Source organism: Mariprofundus erugo, assembly GCF_005818865.1.
Lineage (GTDB): Bacteria > Pseudomonadota > Zetaproteobacteria > Mariprofundales > Mariprofundaceae > Mariprofundus > Mariprofundus erugo.
The window spans coordinates 299,372-316,143 of sequence record NZ_VBRY01000003.1 but is presented as its reverse complement, the minus strand read 5'-3'; the positions used below and the strand labels follow the sequence as shown (position 1 = coordinate 316,143).

At 50.0% G+C, this 16,772-nt stretch carries 16 protein-coding genes; 4 read left to right on the top strand and 12 right to left on the bottom strand.

Translation table 11 applies throughout. The features are described from left to right. Positions 1–155 precede the first annotated feature (155 nt). Entirely contained in the window at positions 156–467 is a 312-nt protein-coding gene (locus tag FEF65_RS04935; protein WP_138238671.1) for a flagellar basal body rod protein, read from the bottom strand. Positions 468–575: 108 nt separating this feature from the next. Between FEF65_RS04935 and FEF65_RS04930 the strand changes: the two genes are divergently transcribed. Continuing rightward, positions 576–1,253 carry an SGNH/GDSL hydrolase family protein gene (locus tag FEF65_RS04930; RefSeq protein WP_138238670.1) on the top strand — a complete coding sequence of 226 codons (678 nt, stop codon included), beginning with the start codon at positions 576–578 and terminating at the stop codon, positions 1,251–1,253. A 225-nt stretch (positions 1,254–1,478) separates the two neighbouring features. Here the strand turns inward: FEF65_RS04930 and FEF65_RS04925 are convergent, their stop codons facing one another. From FEF65_RS04925 to FEF65_RS13720, 4 genes are all read right to left on the bottom strand, one after another. Further along, entirely contained in the window at positions 1,479–1,838 is a 360-nt protein-coding gene (locus FEF65_RS04925; RefSeq protein WP_138238669.1) for a HepT-like ribonuclease domain-containing protein, read from the bottom strand. Next, the gene (locus FEF65_RS04920) at positions 1,831–2,121 is read right to left on the bottom strand and encodes a nucleotidyltransferase family protein (RefSeq protein WP_138238668.1); all 291 of its coding nucleotides are present in this window, start codon (positions 2,119–2,121) and stop codon (positions 1,831–1,833) included. The genes FEF65_RS04925 and FEF65_RS04920 overlap by 8 nt, the downstream gene beginning before the upstream one ends. A 460-nt stretch (positions 2,122–2,581) precedes the next feature. Then, the gene (locus FEF65_RS04915) at positions 2,582–3,103 is read right to left on the bottom strand and encodes a LexA family transcriptional regulator (RefSeq protein ID WP_138238667.1); all 522 of its coding nucleotides are present in this window, start codon (positions 3,101–3,103) and stop codon (positions 2,582–2,584) included. Positions 3,104–3,457: 354 nt separating this feature from the next. Beyond that, complete coding sequence (locus FEF65_RS13720) at positions 3,458–3,583, bottom strand: hypothetical protein (RefSeq protein WP_274595448.1); 126 nt, start codon at positions 3,581–3,583, stop codon at positions 3,458–3,460. Between the two features lie 497 nt (positions 3,584–4,080). Between FEF65_RS13720 and FEF65_RS04910 the strand changes: the two genes are divergently transcribed. The 3 genes from FEF65_RS04910 to FEF65_RS04900 are packed head-to-tail and all read left to right on the top strand — an operon-like array spanning position 4,081 to position 6,441. Next, entirely contained in the window at positions 4,081–4,356 is a 276-nt protein-coding gene (locus FEF65_RS04910) for a hypothetical protein (RefSeq protein WP_138238666.1), read from the top strand. After that, positions 4,356–4,820 carry a very short patch repair endonuclease gene (locus FEF65_RS04905; protein ID WP_138238665.1) on the top strand — a complete coding sequence of 155 codons (465 nt, stop codon included), beginning with the start codon at positions 4,356–4,358 and terminating at the stop codon, positions 4,818–4,820. The genes FEF65_RS04910 and FEF65_RS04905 overlap by 1 nt, the downstream gene beginning before the upstream one ends. Before the next feature lie 49 nt (positions 4,821–4,869). Continuing rightward, a complete protein-coding gene (locus tag FEF65_RS04900) occupies positions 4,870–6,441 on the top strand; it encodes a DNA cytosine methyltransferase (RefSeq protein WP_138238664.1) in 1,572 nt (523 codons plus the stop codon). On the opposite strand, the gene FEF65_RS04895 is transcribed toward FEF65_RS04900, so the two are convergent. The 7 genes from FEF65_RS04895 to FEF65_RS04865 all read right to left on the bottom strand — a co-directional run bounded on the left by FEF65_RS04895 (position 6,438) and on the right by FEF65_RS04865 (position 15,878). Next, positions 6,438–8,534, bottom strand: coding sequence for an AIPR family protein (locus FEF65_RS04895; RefSeq protein ID WP_138238663.1), 2,097 nt, complete (start codon positions 8,532–8,534; stop codon positions 6,438–6,440). The two genes, FEF65_RS04900 and FEF65_RS04895, sit on opposite strands and share 4 nt — an antisense overlap. Before the next feature lie 3 nt (positions 8,535–8,537). Next, positions 8,538–9,509: a PD-(D/E)XK motif protein gene (locus FEF65_RS04890; protein WP_138238662.1), complete on the bottom strand. Its 972-nt coding sequence runs from the start codon at positions 9,507–9,509 to the stop codon at positions 8,538–8,540. Continuing rightward, positions 9,490–12,228: a Z1 domain-containing protein gene (locus FEF65_RS04885; protein WP_138238661.1), complete on the bottom strand. Its 2,739-nt coding sequence runs from the start codon at positions 12,226–12,228 to the stop codon at positions 9,490–9,492. Before FEF65_RS04885 ends, FEF65_RS04890 begins: the two co-directional genes overlap by 20 nt. After that, entirely contained in the window at positions 12,225–13,673 is a 1,449-nt protein-coding gene (locus FEF65_RS04880; RefSeq protein ID WP_138238660.1) for an ATP-binding protein, read from the bottom strand. Before FEF65_RS04880 ends, FEF65_RS04885 begins: the two co-directional genes overlap by 4 nt. A 166-nt stretch (positions 13,674–13,839) precedes the next feature. Then, the gene (locus tag FEF65_RS04875; protein WP_138238659.1) at positions 13,840–14,046 is read right to left on the bottom strand and encodes an Abi family protein; all 207 of its coding nucleotides are present in this window, start codon (positions 14,044–14,046) and stop codon (positions 13,840–13,842) included. Between the two features lie 150 nt (positions 14,047–14,196). Continuing rightward, positions 14,197–15,048: a nuclease-related domain-containing protein gene (locus FEF65_RS04870; RefSeq protein ID WP_420813953.1), complete on the bottom strand. Its 852-nt coding sequence runs from the start codon at positions 15,046–15,048 to the stop codon at positions 14,197–14,199. A 215-nt stretch (positions 15,049–15,263) separates the two neighbouring features. Further along, positions 15,264–15,878 carry a nuclease-related domain-containing protein gene (locus FEF65_RS04865; RefSeq protein ID WP_138238658.1) on the bottom strand — a complete coding sequence of 205 codons (615 nt, stop codon included), beginning with the start codon at positions 15,876–15,878 and terminating at the stop codon, positions 15,264–15,266. Between the last annotated feature and the right edge of the window lie 894 nt (positions 15,879–16,772).

Here is a 16,772-nt window from a genome sequence, read left to right as displayed (position 1 = left end):
CGCTTATCGCATGACTATGCGGTCCTCTGATGCACCCTGGCAATTAAAGATGGCTGCGACCAATTTGAAAATTCGACTCGCCGATAAATATAGGCCGGCATTTGTCCTCTGCCGCGCAGACTCCTAGGAGCCTGTCGGACTGATATCGATCCCGGCTACTTCTTCAGGGCCATCAGCGCCTGCTCCATATCATCCTGACTCCGGATCACACCGACATTGGCTCCCATGGATGCACTGTAGACACTCATATTGACCATCTCCCTGCCGACATTGCTGTTCGACAGCGGATTGCCGGCTGTATTGACGCCGGCGGCACGGGCATCGGCACTGATCGAGATGCGATCCCCCTGCTGCACTGCAGTTGAGGCCCTGAAGCCGTCACTGCTGACATTGGCCAGATTATTCGCCGACACCTGCTGCATGGTGCCGATGTTTTGCATCGCCTGCATATTTGCATCAACCTTCATCACACCTCCGGGGTACAGCCGCGATATCACTCCTTTATCGGCAGCGATATTCAACAGTTGAGCACTGCCATCCGGAACATACTGCCCGCCAACGGGCCGGAGATACGCATGCCCCCATCAGCGCAACAGTCCGGGCTCATCCCCCCGCTCACAGAGAGGGAGAGCATCCTTTTTTTCGGTGACTCGATTACCAGGGAGGGAATTCTGCCCGACGGTTATATCACCCTGATCGCAGAGATGATCGCCCGCCATCACCCGGGTAAAGAGATCACACTGACCGGCTCAGGCATCAATGGCCATCGGGTGCCCAACTGCCAGAAACGGCTTGAACGCGATGTATTGCAGCGGCAACCATCGATCGTCGTCATCTATATCGGCATCAATGATGTCTGGCACTGGCAGCATCAGCGCGGCACCCCTGCCGATGCATTTGCAACAGGATTAGAGGATATCGTCAGCCGCATCCGGGCCAGGGGAGCCAGGGTTCTGCTCTGCACCCCGTCGGTGATCGGCGAGCGGGCCGATGGCGGCAACCCGTATGATGCCATGCTGGATGAATATGCCGACATCAGCCGGTCCATTGCCCGCGAATCCGCCGTACCGCTGCTGGATCTGCGCCAGGCATTTATCCATCACCTGAAAGCGCATAACCCGACGCATGCCGCAAGCGGTATACTCACCCGCGACGGCGTCCACCTGAACCGGGAGGGCAACCGTTTGGTTGCCACCCTGATGGCTCAGGCACTGAACATCGGCGCCGGCGGGATCGTCACTCAGGCTGCGTAATCACGGCGATCCACCTGCCAGCCTGTTGGCCTGCCGCTTACCCCCAGGCGGGATCAGCGACCTCCCCGCACAGGTATGCGCAACCCGACTGCACTCCAGTCATGGCGCGATAGTCCGAATAAACAGAGCAGACCGACGATGTGGATGCCGGCAGAAACCATCTGTTTTCAGCGGCTCAGCCTCGAATGCGCAAAGCAAGACCAGGCACTGCCATGCTACAACGATTTATGAACGGGAATATTTATCCTTGAGCGCATATAACTGCGTCAAAAGCTCAGGCACATCATCGGTGATGATACTCCACAAAGTGTCATTATCGATTCCCAGATATCCATGAATCAGTTGATTGCGGGTCGCAATCACCATTCGCCAGGGAATTTGAGGTTCCACCTTGCGAATCTCATCTGGAATATGTGTGGCTGATTCGCCGATCAACTCAACATTTCGAAGTGTTGCATCGTAGTTAAGGCCACTGGATACAAAAGACTCCTGATTAAAACCTTCAGTATAGACGCCGACTTTTTCTCCAAATTCGATCATATCATCCAGGTAGAATTGCCATTCACGCATCAGACCATCAGACATGAATAGCCTCTTTTTCTACGAAGGAACGCAGCTCTTTCCGGAGCGCTTTTTCCGTGACCAGATCAACAGGGCAATGAAACAGATCTTCAAGATAAAACTGTACACCAAAATAGCGCTTCGACGTTGCTGGCCCATCAAAGTCAATCAGGATATCCACATCACTCTGATCAGTTGCTGTGTTCCGGACGGTAGAGCCGAACAATGCCAGACTTTTGACCCCGAACTGCGTTGCCAGAAAGGCTTTATGCTCAGTTAGCAAAGCATGAGCTTGTGCATATTTCATATGGCCTCCTTTACTGACTCGTCAACGTCAAAGCCCGCCTGATATTTGTAAGCGATAAAGTAGCGCATCGCGGTTGAAACGCCAAATATAAACCCTGTCTCAGGAGAAAGATTACAACTGCATTACATCGAAGTTATGAATCTGCCGAGCCTGTTGGCCTGCCGCTTACCCCCGGGCGGGATCAGCGATCACCCCGCGCCGGTATGCGCAACCCGATTTCGCACCAGTCATGGCGCGATAGCCCGAATAAACAGAGCAGACCGACGATGTGGATGCCGCCAGAAACCATCTGTTTTCAGCGGCTCAGCCTCGAATGCGCAAAACAAGACCAGGCACTGCCATGCAAGAAAACAGCTTATACCTGAGCATTAATTACAACAATACCGAAGCCTGGCACCGTTACGTCTGAAACGGCCGTAACCCGTCTGCAGCCAGTTGCAACATTGCGAGATTCGGATCATCACGCCTCATCGGATGAGAGCCTTTGACCGAGCTTTTCAATCGCCAGGTTTCTTTCACGTGCACGGCCTCCCCGGATCGCATCCACCATAGCCAGAAGCTCATAAAATGCGGGGTCCTTGCGGGCCGCTTCAGGCGCGGATTTATGCAGTGGCGAAAACGATATACCGCGCACCTCTCCCATCGGGTCGGGCCAAATCAGGGGCAACTCTCCGGAGGCAGAAAACTCACTGTTTAACGGTGGCGCAAACGAAGCGGTGGGCATCCCACGAGTCGGCTGGCCGATATCCGGAACAAAGGCAAAGCGAACGCCATGCAGGATGAACTCCTTCAAGTTTGCGCGCACCGGCCTGTACCCCTGATCCTTTCTAACCAGGTTTGCCCTGATCAGCCGATGGATAGAGTCATGCACCCGTGATGCGCTCATGCCAAGTGCCTCACCCAGGCTCTGCATGGAACAGGGCGCGTTGTTCAACGCCACCAGTTTCAGTGCAACATAGATATCCTGCTGTTTCAGTTCCATGACAATGCCTCACTCATTCCAGATTCTGGAATCCGGAATAAGGAATGTCAATTATGTGAATACATACGGGGTTCCAGCCTGTTGGCCTGCCGCTTACCCCCGGGCGGGATCAGCGATCACCCCGCGCCGGTATGCGCAACCCGACTGCACTCCAGTCATAGCGCGATAGTCCGAATAAACAGAGCAGACCGACGATGTGGCACCGGCAGAAACCATCTGTTTTCAGCGGCTCAGCCTCGAATGCGCAAAACAAGACCAGGCACCGCCTATTAAGGACGCGCTGATTAATTCAACACCGCCATGCAGACCATCCATAGCCTGCATGGCCCAATCAGCACCTCCTTCATGAAAGTTTTATGTGATGGTATTGCTCAGCAGGGCTTTGGAAATCTTCCTCGATTTTCTCGCCGCCTTTTTCTCTTTCGGCGTCATCAACGCCTTTTTCTTGCCTTCCTTACGACTTCTTTGTTCCTTGCTCATATATCGCTCCTGACGATCAAACGATCGTCTGCAGAAACACAATCACAGCCCGCCTGACAGCGTCTGATCGATGCGTTCCTGATGATGTAAATGGATCATGCCTGTCAGCCAGGCTGCTGAAGAAGAGGTGTTCGGGAGTGTCAGCCGTATCTTCCAACTCACTGACCGCTGACAAGGTACGCCTGCCGCACAGATATAGCTATCTTTCACCTGCAGCTGGCGGAGATCGTCAGGTTCGCCGGAGCGTGCATTGCAGATCAACAGCCACAGCTCTCACAGAATCCTGCCCAGGAAGTAACTTCACCCGCTCCGGATCATCGCCGAATATCTCCGGCCAGTGCCGGGCGTGAAACGCTCACCTGACCGGCCAAAAGGGTGAAGGCGATGTTTCACAAACAGTACATTTCAGCTGTTTAGAGCCAAATAAAATCAAGACCTGGCAAGACCGCGCTCACAGGGTATACTGACAGCCCACTCCACACATCAAGGAGACCGCGATGAACACTTCACGCATCCCCGAATATTCCACCCCATCCTTTGATGGCATGTTGCTCTGGTTTGCAACCATGTCTGAACGCGGACTGTTATTGCACCCTGATGACCCTGCCGAAGAAATTTATGATATCGCCACGGGAACCAGAACTTTCTCACCCGATGAAGCAACCGAGGTCAACAAAACGATTCGCACCATGTTTGAACTGTATGGTGATCAGGTTTACGAGGCTGCTTACCCCGTTTTCATGAAACGCATGGGTCTCCGACTCGACGCCTGATGACAGATGTTGTTGATGGCACAACCCGAAGCCGGATGATGGCAGGCATTCGGGGAAAAAACACAAAGCCCGAAATACGCATTCGCAGCCTGCTGCATCGACGAGGCTTTCGCTTCAGAATTCACGTTGATTCGCTTCCCGGAAAACCGGATATTGTGTTGAAGCGCCATCAGGCCGCTATATTTGTACATGGGTGCTTCTGGCATGCCCATCACTGCCACCTGTTCAAATGGCCTGCCAGCCGAATTGATTTCTGGCGAACAAAAATTGAAGGAAATAAAACTCGCGATACCGTCAACAGCCAACTACTTAAAAAGTCTGGCTGGCGCATTCTAACCATCTGGGAATGTGCCTTGAAAGGGAAGTACAGACTTGATGAGGCTGAACTACTCGAGCAACTCAGCATGTGGCTCAACTCGGACAACAGTGAACATGAAATTATCGGAAAGGTCCCCGAGCCGTAATTACATTTGCTCCCTGGGAATTACGTATCCACCCTGGTAGCCTTCTGCCGTGGACTCCCAAATTAAAATCATTGATCTGTTTGCCGGGCCCGGTGGCCTTGGTGAAGGCTTCTCCGGCTATACAAACTTCTCCGGTCACAACCCGTTTAAAATTGCCCTGTCGATTGAAAAAGAGGCCAGTGCTCGCAAGACACTTAAACTGCGAGCGTTTTACCGACAGTTTCCATCCGGGCAAGCTCCCGATGAATACTATCGGTTTCTTGCCGGATACCTTGGCAAAGACCCGGAAGAACAACTATATCGTTTTCCACATCTTCAAAGACAGGCCCAGGCCGCAGATGAAGAAGCAAGGCAACTTACCCTTGGTGAAAACAATGAGGAAATCGAACATTTAATAGGAAAGGCACTGGGTAAGAATCCAGGCAACTGGGTGTTGATTGGTGGTCCGCCATGTCAGGCATATTCGCTGGTTGGCAGAGCCAGAAATGCCGGCATTGCAAACTACAAGGCTGAAAATGACCACAGAAACTTTCTCTACAAGGAATACCTGAACATCATCGCCCGTTTTGCCCCTGCGGTGTTCGTGATGGAAAACGTGAAAGGCATACTGTCGGCAAAAGTCGGCGGCCTTCAAATTTTCGACAAAATAAGGGAGGACCTGCACTGCCCTGCACTGGCGCTACAGACAGGTGATGAAAAAAACACATATCAGATCTTCTCACTTGTGGTTGCCTCCGGAACTGACTGCTCTGAACCAGACTCTTCTGATTTTATTATTCGCGCCGAACAATATGGCATTCCGCAGGCACGCCATCGAGTCATCCTTCTTGGCGTTCGCACTGATATAGCAAACAGGGTAACCCCAGACACGCTGGCAGCAACCCCTGCACCAACAGTTAAAGAAATCATCAGTGACCTCCCCAGACTGAGGAGTGGATTATCCAAAGGTCCTGACTCAATGAAAAGCTGGGCCGAGGCAATTAAGCATCACTCCGCAACAGCTATTGAAGCTGTCAGCAAAAGCGGCATGGATGATATTGCCCGCACCATGAAACAGGCAGTGTCCACAATCGATTCACAGTCTTTGGGAAGAGGGTCAAACTGGGCAACAACGGAAACTTCCGGAGTCGTATCTGACAGGTGCCGCGACCTGGCGGACTGGTACCGGGACCCTCGTGGCTGGAAAGGAATCTGTAATCATGAAACCCGTGGACACATTCCAGGCGACCTGACTCGTTACCTTTTCTGCTCAGCATTCGGTACAACCGGCCATGAAAACAACTGGACACCAAAGGCTGCAAACTTCCCAAGTGCACTTGCCCCCGATCACAAGAACTGGAGCTCGGGCAAATTCGCCGATCGATTCAGAGTGCAGGTTGCCGAGCGCTACGCAACAACAATCACCAGCCATATTTCCAAGGATGGTCATTACTTTATTCATTACGACCCGGCCCAATGCCGGAGCCTTACAGTACGCGAAGCTGCCAGGATCCAGACATTCCCCGACAATTACTTCTTTGTTGGCAACCGAACCCAACAGTACACCCAGGTTGGTAATGCTGTGCCACCTTTCTTGGCCACGAAAATTGCAGCGATCGTGAGTAATATTTTCAGCCATTAACCATCAGTAGGCTTGAATCCTTCTAAATCCGCTTTGGCAAAAGCTTTAAGTAACAATATCGCTTGGGCTGCTGACAACCTTTCAGGTGCTTTTGCAGCAAGCCTTAAAATATCTTCTTCCGTAGGAGATAACACATGATGAACCAGGTTCCACGATTTTAACTGCCGCCAATGATCCCCCCCTAATTGCACCACCTTGATTTGGGCCGCTATCCCATCATCTATTACCGCTTCTTTCTTTGCGGCAGCGGCTTGGCGCTTATGAGTTTCTTTTTCGATTACAACACCAACAGCTGGAATTATTGGTGGTTCTAATTCAACAACAGCCTGCCAGCACCTTTCTTTCTTACACCATTCGCCAACATTGCCTTCGCCGGCAGGAGGATTAATCAGGACACCTTGTACCTGAGGGGCTAACCACTCCAAATAATGATGCAGCTCGGGAGTTAAAGCTTGGTTATTCCATATGCTATCAAGATCCACTTCCAAACCTTGACTACGCGCGAAATTGACCAGTTTAGCAAAAGTATAAGTTACAATTTGGGGACGATAGCCTCCTTCATACCAACTTCCTTTTGCCCCTGAAACAATCCTTTCCAGCTCTTTCCATACAATCCCAACAGAGACCATGTTCCTGAAATATCCATCACCAAAATTTGGACTAATTCGTTCCCAATAGTCATCTTGAGTCTGGTCATCTTTTTTACTTTTAAACTTGTCTGCAAACTTCAAGAAATTCTTCTGTGCACCCAAACTCACCCAATAGGGTTTTTCCTCCAGAGTATTTCCATACTTTGCCAAGTCTGTCTTTGTAATCACTTGAGAGAATGGGTATTCGCTATCGAAAGCATTCATTTGGGCTTTGGTTAAATAAAGCCGGGCATTTTGGAATTGCCCACGTGCTCTTTCATAAAACCATTTGCTCTGAATACGCTGCCCTGCTTTTGCAGGAATTAATATGCGCCTTGAAATCTCTTCGATCTTTCTATGGAAAGGATGATTGGCAAAGAAATCCGCAATATTGACTTTATTCTGAGTATTCGCGTATTCAGCAATCTTTGGAATTAGCTCATGCGCCTCACTTTGCGTGACATTAGTAAGCTTCATCTGAACTGTCACATTATCCAGAATCAATTTATCCTTCTTCCTGGCATCCAAAATACTGGCTGTAGTCTGCCCACCATTAACGATCTGTAGATCAACAATTCTGGTAATAGTGTCATGTCCATCAACACGTTGAATATCCACTTCTGACGCTGTCGCGGCTATTCCGTTGTTATAGGGAAAAAACAGATGAGGCTGATCACGAATAGTTCTTTTGATTCCCTTATTAACATTTCCCCGCATACCCAAAAATGAGCGGACATTGCCTTCTAATAATCGACTTCCATACCGTTCAAACAAATCAGCTAGCAGGTTCGCCTTGATAACACACAGGTAAGAATTATAAGCATCGCCACCTGATGCATTAATACATGGGATACCAGATTCACTAAAGTCAGTAAGTTTAATTTCTACCGCCTCACGCTCTCTGCTTGATTGATAGATTGCTGAAAGCCGTTGTAAATCCCAGACATGCCTTTCTATAGGGATTCCCGCCACTTCACCTTCAAGCTCTTCTTTGAATTTTTTACTAAGTGTTAAATTGGTAAAAATGTGCAACCTGATACGACTGATGTTGGCTTTTTCTTCTGACAAAAGGCAAGCCAACTCATAGGCAGGATTAACCTCTGGAATACGCTCAGATAAATCCCTCTGGAGGGCCTCAGTCACAAAACCCTGCAAGTACCCGATTAGCTGTTTTACAGTGGTACTTGTAAGCGTTTCGGGTGCCGAAAGGTCTTGCCACTTTCCAATAACCAAACCGATACTTCCATCCGAATCATCATAATGAGTATATCCATGAAGTTTGAGGGTTCGATTGTTTGGCCCCGGTCCTTGCCACTCGGCAAACTCAAATTCACCAAAAGCGGGGTCATCAACCAAACGATCTGCCACCTCGTGAACAAAGGCTAGAGTATCAACAAGGTTGTTAGCCTGCCCTCTTCGAACAACCATTTGAGAAAGCTCTTCCAGAAATTCTTCAACTCTCATCAACTATTCTCCCTGACGGAATGGATCCATGGCAGATAACGCTATTGAATAGGATGCTCTCGCAATCCCGGTTGGCAGAGAAAGATGCGTTAGCCGGGGGAACCCTTCGACGACATGATATTTCGAGCATTCCTTCAGATTAAATCGATAGGCCTCATAGCACTCTTGCTCTATGTACCCAGACTCCAAAAGCAACCTTCTGAATTGAGACAGCAGCCTATGGCCTGCCTTGGCCAATTGGCCTTCCAAATCAGTCACCAAATCGATAATGCAAATCGAGGTAAGATCACTTGGGGAAGCATCCTGAAGGGTAAATATCCAGAGCTCTAGCGGATCTTTTGAATCAAGCTGATCTATAGAGGAAATTCCAACATGCTCCACGCTTGGTGCAATTGCCTTAACCTCAATTGCTCGATCTACAAAAACAAAGTCCTGATCTCGTTTGAGAGGTCCAACCCATGCATAGACAGCCTCTTCCATTTGATCATTGGTATCTCCGAGTAAGGATTGCAGTGCAAGAAGCTCTGCAATAAGTCCTTTAACCTGGTATTTTTCCAAGCATCCGTTGTTACCCATCTGAAACAATTTTTTCCAAAGCGACAGGCGATTTTGAAAAAGAGAAATTAGCTTTGTTTGAGTTATTACCTGCTCAGCTTCATCAATCAGATCTTGACAAAGTCTACCGAATACCTGTTCAAGTTCATCTCCATCCAACCGGAGAACCATGAGCCATTTACCATTTGCCCGCTGATGTCGAAAGTACACTAGCGACCTTGTTTCAAGCCCAATGTCTGGAGGCCGTATATCCACCTCAAGTGCCAACATCAATTTGCCAGAGTCAGCTATTCCAGCGTTGATAATATGTGAACCTTTGGTGTTAACTCGAAGCAGTAGAAACTCACTGTTCGTTATGAGAGATGTATCACGTTTATTGCGCAGTTCATCCCATAGAAGCTCAATCTTGGTCTTCATCATCGAGCCTTCCGAAAATTTGCTCTACTGCCACCTTGTTGAGGCGATACGCAACCCTCTTCCCCTTAAACTCAGGATCAAAGTCCGGGAAGCTGAGACTGATAGCAACCATGACAGGAGCCTCTACCCTCTCTGGGGCCATCATCTTCCGTTTAGGCTCCTTTTCAGTCTCACTGGCAGAAGAGCATTCAACAAGATGAATAGTCATCAGAGGGGTCGACCTGAAGGCCCTGTATATGTAACCGGGTATGGATTTTCCTTTTTTGGGGTCTTTATTCCTCTCCTCTTCCCAATTTGCCTTGGCGAGACCAACCTCGGTCTGATTCATACCAACCATCTCATCACTTGCATCTCCAACACGATGCTTGTTGAAAGCCAGAAAGCCTGAGCCTTTTCTCCCCTGTTCAAACTGGCGCTTCCTACACCTGACGCCATCGACCTCCTCAATAGCCAACTGAACCACATTGGTTCCAGTTCCCTGTGGGATGCAGACATCCCACTTTTTGAGCTGGGCGTAATCGTTGTCTCTAATGAAATCGATCAGCGGCCGACCAGCTCCATCCGAATCCTCGAGAAACTCAATGTTCATGTTGCTAATATTCAGATCAGAAATGAACTCGGCGACTCGTTTGTTGCTAATGCCTCTCCAAAGATATGAGGTCTTTTTGTCACTTTTTTCTGGAGGTGACTCCAGGGCCAGCAATTTAGATATGCATTCCATATTCTGATCGTGGAGAACCTTGGAGTTGGGAATGTACGCTGTTTCCGTCCCCAAGGAGCTGAAGGAGACAGAATATTCCACCTGTGTTGAATTACGCATCTTATTCAAGGCAGTCACGATCAGGGCATCTGTATGAGACTGAACCCTCATCCCGAAAGAGGCTGGAGGGAGACGATTTGCGCTCATCCTTCTGAAATCACTTCTGAGCTTGTTCACAGCTCCCGCTATGTGGGCATACCAACCCTGAGCTTCGGAATCCATCCAGATCCTGAACAAGTCCGCATATCCGGGTCGGTACCCAAACCAGCGCCCCATCTGCAGCAACGTATCATAGGCCTTGGAATTGCGGTAAAAATAGCTGACACAAAGACCTTCCAGCGTCAGCCCTCTTGAAAGAGTCAACCCACCAATGGCAATCACTCGCCGTCCCTTCTGGGTGTTGTCATAATGGGCGTAATTCAGTTTCTGGTCATCAGTCGCCTTCTGGTTGACAACTATAACATCAATCGAGGCAACAGCTTCGTGCAACACCCGCCTTATGTCATCCCATCCGAACCGGAGCCCATCATATTCCTCAAACCAGAGATCTCTCAGCTTCCTAAGCTCTTGATGAGACTCCCATGATGCACTGAGCAAGTATTGCTTTATTTCCTCCTTCAGTTCCCAGCAGAAACCTTGAACCTTAGACGCCAATTTGCTCTGCACGTCATTGAAAAGACTCACATTAACGAGCATGGATCTATGTTTGAGTTTTTCTTTTAGCAAATCCCGCATTGCGCAAGACAGGAAAAACACGCGAATGGCATCTTTCAGGCTCTCTGGAATCGCCTCAACGGGAAGATGCATTTTATGCCCATAAGGAAAATATTCCTCAGCATCATCAATCACTTTCAGTTGGTCACTGTGCTCACCATCATCAAGAAAGATGCTGCCGGCCCCGATGTAATTGGAGGGTGTGTTCAAGCTGTAAATAAAATCCGAAGGAAAGAGGTCGCTGGAGTCTTCTGGATTAATGAAGACGTTGGCAAATGGCGTTGCTGTGTATGCAACGTAACTCGCCCTTGAGAATTTGGACAGTATGTCTTTAATCAGCTTATTGATCGTGGCCGGGTCCTGCCCCTCTTTCTTAGTGTTTACCGATGCATTATCTGCTTCATCGTCCAGCAATAGCATTGGCCAAGGCAGATTGTTTTGACCATGCTTGAGTTCTTCCCGGCCTAGCCACTGGGAGAGGTTTTCCAAAGTTGATTTGTTTTTCTTCAGCACAAAGAGGATTGGCTCGGCAGCGATAACATTCTCAAGCGGTACTCCACCGAGAGCTCTCAGGTTTGAAGTCAGAAAATCCGCATCAACAGAGGTAAGAACACTCGCCGTCTTCTTCCTGAACTTTCCCGCTCCGATTGCAGTTGTACTCATATTCCTAGAAAGAACGTCATTACTGTTCCTTCCAACAAAACCCTCATCTAGGCGCGCCTGGGTTTGCTTGCGAAGATCCTCTATCATTCCTGTCAGCAGAATTATGACCTTGTATCCGGCATCCGCCGCCTTGGCAATCAACCCTGTGTAATTCGCAGTCTTTCCTGATTGGACATCCCCCATAACTAGACCGCGCAGTCGCCATGCCCCCTCAGCCATAGGATTCCCGCACTCGGTCAGAATCTTGTCCGTATCGTCATCCAGCACACGTATGAAATCACCATTCCGGCCAAAGGATTCAAGCAATTGTTTATAACTATCCCAGTAGTGCCACGAGGTTGTGCCCTTGATATCCGAAACCCACGGAACATGGTCTTCACCCTTAGTCAAAGACTCGCCAATCGAATGTGTCACACCAATGTGTGTTTCAAGATATATGCGGACTTCATCGATCATTTCTTTATCAAAAACCCCCTCCATTTGGAGCAGAATCCCCAGAGTCTCTTCCAGAAGTTCATCCGTAAGAGGGCGACCGTTGATGATATTCATGGCAATTCCAATTGGGTTGACGTGGATCTTGCTCATATAGATAGCTCCTCAACTAACTTGTCATGGTATTGTGGAAATCTTGCTAATGGGTCAATCTTTAAAACGGCCTCAAGTTCTAATCCGGTCAATTCGAGAATGCAGGTTGCTATGTCGACCAGCTCTTTGATCTCTTTTTCTTCACCACTTCCTCTGTGATCTGTACTCATATCTGCATAGATCGATTCAAATGGAATCGATGTGCCGATCAAATCAAGAAGAGCTTGGAGTTTTTTTTGTCCGTCTTTATCCAACTTTTCTGAAACCGATGAAATTGCAGGGTGTTCAACGTTAATATCGTACCGAAACGTTTCATGCGTAGGTTCAATTCGGTTCCACAAAGGAAGAAATGATGTATTTCTTTGTTTGCGTCCTGGATAGGTGATTGTCTTTCGACTGGAGTCAACAAAATGCGGTATCAAATCCTTGAGTCGATTCCTAATAATATCAGGGGGAAAGGCCGCTGACTTCTTGATATCGAGCGACCACAAATCGTCCAGTGAATTAGGGATGTCGACTTGAACTCGTGTCAGTTTGAAGAACTCACTCTTAGGAACAAGTCGAAACCATGTTCCCCACATTACCAATCGACGATTCCTGTAGATATAGAACCCTTGGCTTCCACGAAGACCGTCCTTTCCGCCAGCGATTTCGACCTCATCCGGTGTGAGGTGGCTTATTGGAGGTAAGACATAGGGTTTTACATTAATAACTGCGTCTCTGACTCGGATTTCCTGGCCTTCCAATGGTTGGCGAAAATGGTTCCTGGATAGGAAGGGATCCATAGCCACAACCTTCAACCCATTAACTACAATGTTAATCGGCTGAAAGGACTCTTCCTTTCTGGAAAAGCGGTGAAAAACAAACCCCAGATGGTGATATAAGCCTGACATCCGAACCCTCATTTCCTCTTGGGGTTTGCTCGACCCTGACATCATTTTATCGAGGGCTTGCCATACAACGAGAGTACCTGAACTCAATGACAACAAGTCATTGTACAAAGGTAGCCTATGGCAGGCTTCGTCTTTTGGTACAATAACGACCCATCGGTTTTCTTGTTGCACATAATCAAGATCCCAGCTACGCGCATGCACTTCACTGCGTTGTTTGCTGACCACAGTTAACCTGCGACACTGAGACAATGACGCTGTTTTAAGTCCCAAACCAAATCGCCCCAAATCATGATGTTCTCGCGGGAAATTAGGATTACGACTTCCATGCCTCATAGCATCAGTTAGCTCGGCTGCAGCCATTCCCCTTCCGTTATCCAATACAGCAACAAAAGCTTCGCTGGAAGCATCATATTCAATTCGAATTTCTGATGATCCAGCTGAAATACTATTATCAACCAAATCAGCAAGCGCCGTTTCAACAGAATAGCCAATAGCCCTCATTGACTCTATTAGTGAAGTTGGATCGGGAATCACCTCCAGTTCCTCTATCATCTATTCCTCCATCAGGGCTGCGAACCACAAAGCCACTTGAGTATTATGTCTACCATCCTCTTATATCGGGGAATGGAAAAGGGGACGCTTCCCTTTTCCGAGTTTATCCAGGGCAGGCATAAGTTGTTGCTCAATTCAATTGCCGAGAATGCGATTTGATCAATGATCACGTTTGACCTCCTGCAACCGGAGCCTTCCAGAAAGGATCATCCTGCCAAGCGGGCGGAAAGCCCACCCGGGCTTGTGGTACATCGGCATGCTTTGCCAGCAGCGCAAGCAGTCGTGCATTCCAGTTTGAGTGCGGATTAATCTTCAGCATCAGAAACTCAACCACTGCCAAGGGCCGGTTGTTGTATGGCTGTTTTTCAGGCATAAAAAAAACCGCCAAAAATGCGCTTCAGTGAGAGGCGAGGCGGGTGTTGATGACCCGCACGATAGATTCGGATTCTCGGCATTGCAATCAAAGCAGGCCTTAAAAGAAGCGCTTCCCTGTTTCGATGTCTGGCAGATTGCGTCAAAGGCATCACTCCCCCTTTAGCTTCACTGCGGCAACAGCCCTGCATTTGGGAAAGGTTGAGCAGCCCCAGAACTGGCTGCCGGACTCCGGGCCTTTCTGACTGGTGCGCAGCACCATGGGGCTGCCGCATTTCGGGCAGCTCTTTGTCGCCGAAGGCGCGTCAGCCGCTGCCGGCAGCGGCTCGGCTGCAGCGGGTGCCGCCGTCTTCTCTTCCGTTTTGGCCGCCACAATGTCACGGACGTGCCTGGCATGCTCAAAGCTGGTTTTCAGCGAGGGCTTCAGCCGCCCATCGGCAATCTGCGCAATCACCTGCTGCACCTCCGCTTCGCTGAGCAGGATCTCCGTCTTCGATTTGATATAGCGGATATAGCCGCCGCCACAGGTGACACTCTCCGGCATCCCGGTTTTGAACGTGCTGTCGCCGACAAAGACAACGACGGAAAACATCTTCTCATGCGCAAGGCCGAGGGCTGTCTCCAGCGTTTTGGTGTGCTTGTAGTTCTGGTGCAGCGGGTTCTGGAACTTGTGTTTGCTCTTGAATATCTGCTGCGTCCACTGCTTCTGATGTTCGCCGCCGAAAATCCAGCCCTTCATGTTTTTGGTTTCAACGACAAAGACGCCGAAGCGGGAAACGATGATGTGATCGATCTGGGTGGTGCCATCCTCGGTCGGGATGGTGACATTTTTGATCAGGTGATAGCTGTTTTTATCCAGCCACAGTCGGGCGGCGAGATTGACCATCGCCTCCCCCATCACCCCCTTGAACCACGGCGATTTGAACAACGCCGCCAGTAAAAACAGCGGTATCGCCCACCAGAAGGAGGAGAAGAGTTGAGAGAAGAGTGTACCGAAATCGATCATTCGATCCCCGGCTCGGGTAATTCGCTCCTGCGCCCGTTTGCTCCATGGCAACGGGGCAGGCTACACCGAATCGCCATGATTGCATGTCGTCCAAATGGATGACATGCCCACCGATTCACAGTGCTGCAACCACCGTGCCATGCCGCATGCGACACCCGCGCGGGCAGTCACCCGTCCTGTCGCCCGCCAACAAACACAGGCGGTAGCGCATCTTATGAATGCATCTCATGCAGCTGACTGAAGGCGTGTGCCGGCGCCGGTCGGGATGAGAGCTGACGGGTCACATCCTGCACATCGGCCGGGCTCAGCAGCAGCTCGGATTTTGAGCGGATGTAGTAGACATAGTTGCCATCCCGGCTGACCTGCTCCGGCATGCTACCGCTGAAGCTGCAATCACCGACAAAGACAACCACCGGAAAAAAGAGCGCCTGCGGCAGCTGCAGTGATGCCGCCAGGGTGGCGATACGGCTGTCACTTTCGTGCAGCGGGTTGGCAAACCAGCGTTCATGCTCACCAAGCTGCTGCTTCCACAGCGTCTGCTGCTCGTCACCCGCTATCACACCGGCCGCCGGCATCACCTCAATGACGAAAATACCAAAACGGGAGACCACAATATAGTCGATCCGGATGGTGCCATCGGCATCCGGCACGGTGACGTTGCTGATCAGCTGATAGGCGTAATCGTTCAGAAAAAGGCGGGCGGTGAGACTGACCAGCAAGCGGCCGATCGCCCCTTTGACCCAGGCCAGCCGGATCAGCGCCAGTAACAACAGCAGCATGCCAGCCCAGCAGAGTATGGATAATGTCAGGTTCACATCAATGTGCATTTGTCCTCACCTCCTGTGAAAACCGTGTGCGCATCGTCAATGCATGCGCCAACAATCGATTTCAGGGGAGAGGCACGGAGATACATCGAACAGGGCATATTGCAGCCCTGTTCGATGTAGATCATCGGTGATGCCCGAGGGTCATCTGACACAACCGATGCTATCCCCTTCCCATTCAGGGTCGTATGACCCTTCCCCATTCCGTAATCGATTCATGGTGCCCGTCATCGCGATACGGAACCGCGTATACTAGCCCGAATCTTCGCCACGTCATGTCATCCAAATGGATGACAAAACCGCTTTTCAGCCCTCCCGGTCTTCCGGCCCCCATGCGCACCACTTACCTCTCCGCCCGGAGCAATCGCATGCAAAGAAAGTTCTTTCACCGCAAAGGACACAGAGTGACGCAAAGTAAAAAACCGGTTTACAAGCATGGCGTGGTTGCCTTCAGCCGGCGTGTGGCTTCCACCGCCCCCACCACTCCGGCAGAAATCACCCTGCGGCCAGATGCAAAGAAAATCCTTTCACCGCAAAGGACACAGAGTTACGCAAAGTAAAAAACCGGTTTACAAGCATGGCGTGGTTGCCTTCGGCCGGCGTGTGGCTTCCACCGCCCCCCACCACTCCGGCAGAAATCAGCCTACGGCCAGATGCAAAGAAAATCTTTTCGCCGCAAAGGGCACAGAGTGACGCAAAGTAAAAGCCCGGTTTACAAGCAGGGCGTGGTTGCCTTCGGCCGGCGTGTGGCTTCCACCGCCCCCACATAAAGAGATGATGGAGTTGCCACTCCGGCAGAAATCACCCTGCGGCCAGATGCAAAGAAAATCCTTTCACCGCAAAGGGCACAGAGTGACGCAAAGTAAAAGCCCGGTTTACAAGCATGGCGTGGTTGCC